This window comes from Azospirillum brasilense (genome assembly GCF_008365405.1).
Taxonomy (GTDB): domain Bacteria; phylum Pseudomonadota; class Alphaproteobacteria; order Azospirillales; family Azospirillaceae; genus Azospirillum; species Azospirillum brasilense_D.
In genome coordinates this window covers 545,861-551,860 of record NZ_QOKV01000002.1, presented here as the reverse complement: position 1 = coordinate 551,860, position 6,000 = coordinate 545,861, and the positions used below count along the sequence as shown (strand labels likewise).

The 6,000-nt window shown below is 65.4% G+C and carries 7 protein-coding genes; 6 read left to right on the top strand and 1 reads right to left on the bottom strand.

Features of this window, described 5'->3' with window-relative positions; translation table 11 throughout:
* Nucleotides 1-407 (bottom strand): MFS transporter (locus DS837_RS06710; RefSeq protein ID WP_149164006.1); only part of this gene is annotated, 407 nt, incomplete at its 3' end.
* Between the two features lie 773 nt (nucleotides 408-1,180).
* Between DS837_RS06710 and napE the strand changes: the two genes are divergently transcribed.
* From napE to DS837_RS06680, 6 genes are read left to right on the top strand one after another with little or no spacing between them, the layout of a single operon-like run.
* Nucleotides 1,181-1,402: a periplasmic nitrate reductase, NapE protein gene (gene napE, locus DS837_RS06705; protein ID WP_149164005.1), complete on the top strand. Its 222-nt coding sequence runs from the start codon at nucleotides 1,181-1,183 to the stop codon at nucleotides 1,400-1,402.
* A gap of 13 nt (nucleotides 1,403-1,415) precedes the next feature.
* On the top strand, nucleotides 1,416-1,928 hold the full coding sequence (napF, locus tag DS837_RS06700; protein ID WP_149164004.1) for a ferredoxin-type protein NapF: 513 nt from the start codon (nucleotides 1,416-1,418) through the stop codon (nucleotides 1,926-1,928).
* Entirely contained in the window at nucleotides 1,918-2,235 is a 318-nt protein-coding gene (locus tag DS837_RS06695) for a chaperone NapD (protein ID WP_149164003.1), read from the top strand. Before napF ends, DS837_RS06695 begins: the two co-directional genes overlap by 11 nt.
* A gap of 45 nt (nucleotides 2,236-2,280) precedes the next feature.
* Entirely contained in the window at nucleotides 2,281-4,773 is a 2,493-nt protein-coding gene (napA, locus tag DS837_RS06690) for a periplasmic nitrate reductase subunit alpha (protein WP_149164002.1), read from the top strand.
* Between the two features lie 15 nt (nucleotides 4,774-4,788).
* Nucleotides 4,789-5,271 carry a nitrate reductase cytochrome c-type subunit gene (locus DS837_RS06685; RefSeq protein WP_137142122.1) on the top strand — a complete coding sequence of 161 codons (483 nt, stop codon included), beginning with the start codon at nucleotides 4,789-4,791 and terminating at the stop codon, nucleotides 5,269-5,271.
* Complete coding sequence (locus DS837_RS06680; protein ID WP_149164001.1) at nucleotides 5,268-5,954, top strand: NapC/NirT family cytochrome c; 687 nt, start codon at nucleotides 5,268-5,270, stop codon at nucleotides 5,952-5,954. The genes DS837_RS06685 and DS837_RS06680 overlap by 4 nt, the downstream gene beginning before the upstream one ends.
* Nucleotides 5,955-6,000: the final 46 nt, after the last annotated feature.

Below are 6,000 nucleotides of genomic sequence, written 5' to 3'. Positions count from 1 at the left end.
GCGCTGTTGACGCAGGTGGCGTAGACGCAGCCGACGCCGATGCCGCCGATGGCCGAACCGACATAGAGCATGCCGAGCGAGCCGGCGTAGCTGTCGACGATCCAGGAGAGGCCGGTCATCACGCCGCCGAAGGCGACGATGACGCGGGGGCCGTAACGGTCGATGAAGTAGCCTTCGATGGGGGTCAGCCAGGTCTGGACGACGACGAAGACGGTGAAGGCGGTCTGGATCGAGGCGCGGGTCCAGCCATGGGTGGCCTGGATCTCCGGCACGAACAGCGTCCAGGCATACTGGATGTTGGCCGCGGCCACCATGCAGACGATGCCGACGACGATCTGCATCCAACGCGCGCCTTCGGAAATGGGCGCCTGCGAGCCGCCAGGCGGTGCAGCGATGGACTGACTCATTACTCTTCCTCCCCAATGCGGTGATCGAACACTCAACTCAGCCGGGCGGGGCCGATGGTTGTTGTCGCATTGCCTTTCTTTGGGGCTTGCGTGCCCTTCATGTCTTGGCGGGAGCACCACCGCCACCGTTGGGAGAGGCTTGGTGTTCCGCATTTCGTACTTGGTATACCACACAATCAGCGGAACACAACATCCGTTTCAGGAATCACAGCACAATTAATCCCTGCTGTCGCAACTATCGTTGCAGATATGCCTTATGGAAAATTAGCTTCCACAGAGACCAACTTCCGTACTATGACTTTGATAAACAGAAAAAAGGCCGCGCCAAAGCAGGCGCGGCCTCTGATTGAGTTCGCTTCACTTACGATCACAACAGTGGAGAAGCCGTTACACCAAGAACGGCTGTTCCAATCTTACAGGACTTCAGATCATCAGCAACCTCTTAGTTGAGCTAATCTGTGCGTCCCGTACGAATTAGAAATAAACAATCCGGCCAGCCCCAATCACACCAAGGCCGTCCGACCTCCTTATTCCCTCTTCATACAGTTTACGGACCGGCGGCCCGCTTAATCCCCCCACCGTCAAAAAAAGTTTGGCCTTCGAATCGTCAGCCAATCGGATTACCATGGAGGCCATGGCTAATCCCTGCTGGCGCCGTTTCCATTGCGCGCTCGCAGCATGGAACAGAAGCCACGCTCAACCTGTTGTTGGATCGTTCGACCACTTTCTCGGTCGTCGACAGAAGCCACAGCCCGCCGAAAACGGGAGCCCACATGAGCCGCCACCAGCCTCCAGACCCAACCCGCTTTCCGTCCCGCGCCGCCGCCAGCCCGCCCCTGCCCGATCCCGGCGCGAAACGGCGGGAGATCGCCATGTTCCTTGTCCTGGCGGTGGTGATCTGGCCGATCCTGTCGGTCGCCGTCGTGGGCGGCTACGGCTTCCTGGTCTGGATGTCGCAAATTATCATGGGTCCGCCCGGTCCGCCCCCGGTCTGAGGGGAGCGGCGCCATGGCCGATGAATCGGTCGATTTAGGGCGGCGGGGCTTTCTCCGCGGGCGGCGGCGCGCGGAGCCCGCGCCGTTGCGCCCGCCCTGGTCCCGGACGGAGCGCTTCACCGACCTGTGCACGCGCTGCGGCGCCTGCGCCGACGCCTGCCCCGAGGGGATCATCCGCCGGGGGGACGGCGGTTTTCCCGAGGTCGATTTCCGGCGGGGCGAGTGCAGTTTCTGCGCGGCCTGTGCCAATTCCTGCCCTGAACCGGTCTTCGACCGTGCCGCCGCCAGCCCTTGGACGCTGGCCGTGCACATCGGACCGTCCTGTCTCGCCATAAACCGCGTCGTCTGCCGCAGCTGTCGCGACGCCTGCCCGGAATCGGCCATCCGCTTCGCCCTGGCGCCGGGTGGCGTGGCGGTTCCCGTGGTCGAAGACAGCGCCTGCACCGGCTGCGGCGCCTGTCTGGCCGCCTGCCCCGCCGACGCCGTCACGTTGCAACCCGGACCGGAGACCGTCCATGCGCCCTGAAGCCCACGACCGTTTGGCCGAAGCGCCGACGGAGGAATGGCACATCGCCTCCATCCTCGTCCATCTGCGGCCCGAGCGCAGCCCCGACGTGCGGGCCGCCGTCGCGGCGCTGGGCGACGTGGAAGTCCATGCGGAGGAGCGGGGCCGGATGGTGGTGACCGTGGAAGGCCCTCACGAGGGCCGCATCGCCGACCGCATGACCGCCATCCACCTGATGCCCGGCGTGATGTCGGCGGTCATGGTCTTCCACCACGCCGAGCCGATGGCGGCCCGGACCGCGGAAGAGGTCGGTACGGCGCATCGCTGACGCGTCCAAATTTCACATTCGTCAAGAAAAAGGGGGGAGGAACCCATGCTTGACCGGCGGGATTTCATCAAGGCGCAGGCGGTCGCGGCCGCCGCGACGGCGGGGGGCATCAGCCTGCCCGCCATGGCCCAGCGATCCATGGTGGCGGGCGAGGACGCCCAGCTCACCTGGTCCAAGGCGCCCTGCCGCTTCTGCGGCACCGGATGCAGTGTCATGGTCGCCACCAAGGACAACCGCGTCGTCGCCACCCACGGCGACATGCAGGCGGAGGTCAACCGCGGCCTGAACTGCGTGAAGGGCTATTTCCTGTCCAAGATCATGTACGGGCAGGACCGGCTGACCCAGCCGCTGCTGCGCATGCGCGACGGGAAGTACCACAAGGACGGGGAATTTCGCCCGGTCTCCTGGGACGAGGCCTTCGACGAGATGGCCCGTCAGTGGAAGCGGGTGCTGAAGGAGAAGGGGCCGGACGCGGTCGGCATGTTCGGATCCGGCCAATGGACAATATGGGAAGGCTACGCCGCGTCCAAGCTGATGCGCGCCGGCTTCCGCACCAACAACCTCGACCCCAACGCCCGCCACTGCATGGCGTCGGCCGCCGTGGCCTTCATCCGCACCTTCGGCATGGACGAGCCGATGGGCTGCTACGACGATTTCGAGCACGCCGACGCCTTCGTCCTCTGGGGCTCGAACATGGCGGAGATGCACCCCATCCTGTGGACGCGCATCACCGACCGGCGGCTTGCCCACAATCACGTGAAGGTGGCCGTCCTCTCGACCTTCGAGCACCGCAGCTTCGAGCTGGCCGACGTTCCGATGATCTTCGAGCCGGGGACCGACCTGGCCATCCTGAACTTCATCGCCAACCACATCATCCAGACCGGGCGGGTGAACAAGGCGTTCGTCGAGAAGCATTGCAGCTTCCGCCTCGGCCAGAAGGACATCGGCTACGGGCTGCGGCCCGACGACCCGCTGGAGGTGCGGGCGCTCCACGCCAAGGACGCCGCCGTCTCCACTCCCATGAGCTTCGACGAATTCGCCCGCTTCGTCAGCGACTACACCGTCGAGAAGGCGTCGGAGCTGAGCAATGTCCCCAAGGAGCGGCTGCTGGCGCTCGCCGAGCTGTACGCCGATCCCAACACCAAGGTCATGTCGCTGTGGACCATGGGCTTCAACCAGCACGTCCGGGGCGTGTGGGTGAATCATATGGTTTACAACCTGCATCTGCTGACCGGCAAGATTTCCGAACCCGGCAACAGCCCCTTCTCGCTGACCGGTCAGCCCTCGGCCTGCGGCACGGCGCGCGAGGTCGGCACCTTCGCCCACCGATTGCCCGCCGACATGGTGGTCACCAACCCCGAACACCGCTCCCACACCGAAGAGATCTGGAAGATCCCCAAGGGCCTGCTTCCCGACAAAGTCGGCTATCACGCCGTTCTCCAAGACCGGATGCTGAAGGACGGCAAGCTCAACGCCTACTGGATCATGGTCAACAACAACCTCCAGGCGGCACCCAACAGCGACAACGAGACCTATCCCGGCTACCGAAACCCGGACAATTTCATCGTGGTGTCGGACGCCTACCCGACGGTGACCGCCGCCGCCGCCGACCTGATCCTGCCCGCCGCCATGTGGGTGGAGAAGGAGGGCGCCTACGGCAACGCCGAGCGGCGGACGCATTTCTGGCACCAGCTCGTCAACGCGCCGGGCGAGGCGCGGTCGGACCTCTGGCAGCTCATGGAGTTCTCCCGGCGCTTCACCACCGACGAAGTGTGGCCGAAGGGGATCCTCGACGCCAACCCCGACTTCCGCGGCAAAAATCTGTTCGACGTGCTGTTCCGCAACGGCAATGTGGACCGCTTCCCAGTGTCGGAGTCGAACCCCGCCTACGAGAACCGGGAGTCGAAGGCGTTCGGCTTCTATGTGCAGAAGGGCCTGTTCGAAGAATACGCCGCCTTCGGGCGCGGCCACGGCCACGATCTGGCGCCCTTCGACACCTATCACGAGGTGCGCGGGCTGCGCTGGCCGGTGGTCGAAGGCAAGGAGACGAAGTGGCGCTACCGGGAGGGGCTCGACCCCTACGTTCCGAAGGGCGAGGGGGTGCGCTTCTACGGAAACCCGGACGGCAAGGCCAACCTGTTCGCCTTCCCCTACGAACCCCCGGCGGAATCGCCCGACAAGGACTTCGACCTCTGGCTGGTCACGGGCCGCGTGCTGGAGCACTGGCACTCCGGCTCCATGACCATGCGGGTTCCCGAACTCTACAAGGCCATGCCGATGGCGCTGGTCTTCATGCACCCCGACGACGCGAAGGACCGCGGCCTGCGCCGCGGCTCGGAGGTCAAGGTGATGTCGCGGCGCGGCGAGATGCGCACACGGGTCGAGACGCGCGGGCGCAACCGGCCGCCGCGCGGGGTCGTCTTCGTGCCCTGGTTCGATTCGGCGCGCCTCATCAACAAATGCACGCTCGACGCCACCGACCCGATCAGCAAGCAGACGGACTTCAAGAAGTGCGCCGTCAAGATCGTGGCCGTCTGAGGGAGGACCGCAACCATGCGCCGCCATCTCATGCTCGCGCTGGCCGCGGCTTTGCCCTGCCTCGTGCCGGCACTGCTCGCCGCCCAGGGAACCGGACAAGTCCGGGAGCCCTTCCGCCCGCCGATCCAGTTCACCGACGAGGACCCGGCCCCGCCGATCCCCGCCGACGTCACCGACGACCGGCGGGTCGCCCGCAACTATCCGGAACAGCCGCCGGTTATCCCGCACAACATCCGCGATTATCAGATCAGCCTGAACAACAACCAGTGCCTGACCTGCCACAGCCGGCAGTTCACCGGCGCCACCCAGGCGCCTATGATCAGCATCACCCATTACGTGGACCGCGAGGGCCAGACCCTGGGCGCGGTCAGCCCGCGCCGCTACTTCTGCACGCAGTGCCACGTTCCCCAGACCATGGCCCAGCCCATCGTCCCGAACACCTTCAAGGACATGGACAGCCTCATCAGCCGCCCGTCGGACGGGGGTGACCGGCGATGAAGCTGCCCGATTACCTGCTGCGGCCCTGGCGGATCATCGCGGGGCCCAGCCGCTACCTCAGCCTCGGCTTCCTGACGCTGGGCGGCTTCCTAGCCGGCGTGATGTTCTGGGGCGGCTTCAACACAGCGCTGGAGGTCACCAACACCGAGAAGTTCTGCACGAGCTGCCACGAGATGCGGGACAACGTGTTCGAGGAGCTGAAGACCACCATCCACTTCACCAACCGCTCCGGCGTGCGGGCGACCTGCCCGGACTGCCACGTCCCCCACAACTGGACCGACAAGATCGCCCGCAAGATGCAGGCGTCGAAGGAGGTCTGGGGCAAGATCTTCGGCACCATCAGCACGCGCGACAAGTTCGTGGAGAAGCGGCGCGAACTGGCCGAGCATGAATGGGCGCGGCTGAAGGCCAACAATTCCCTGGAATGCCGCAACTGCCACAGCGCGGAGTCGATGGACATCACCAAGCAGGGGGCGCGGGCGGCGCGCATCCATCAGCAATATCTGTTCAGCGGGCAGCGCACCTGCATCGACTGCCACAAGGGCATCGCCCACCGCCTGCCGAACATGGACGGCGTCCCGCCGGGCTGGAGCGAGGCGTCCAACGATACGGGCAGCGAAACGGACGACCCGCTCGGCCGCTGGCTGGCCGACGCCACACCGGGGCCGGCGAACCCGCATTGAACACAATGAAGTTCCCTCTCCCCTCTGGGGAGAGGGTTAGGGTGAG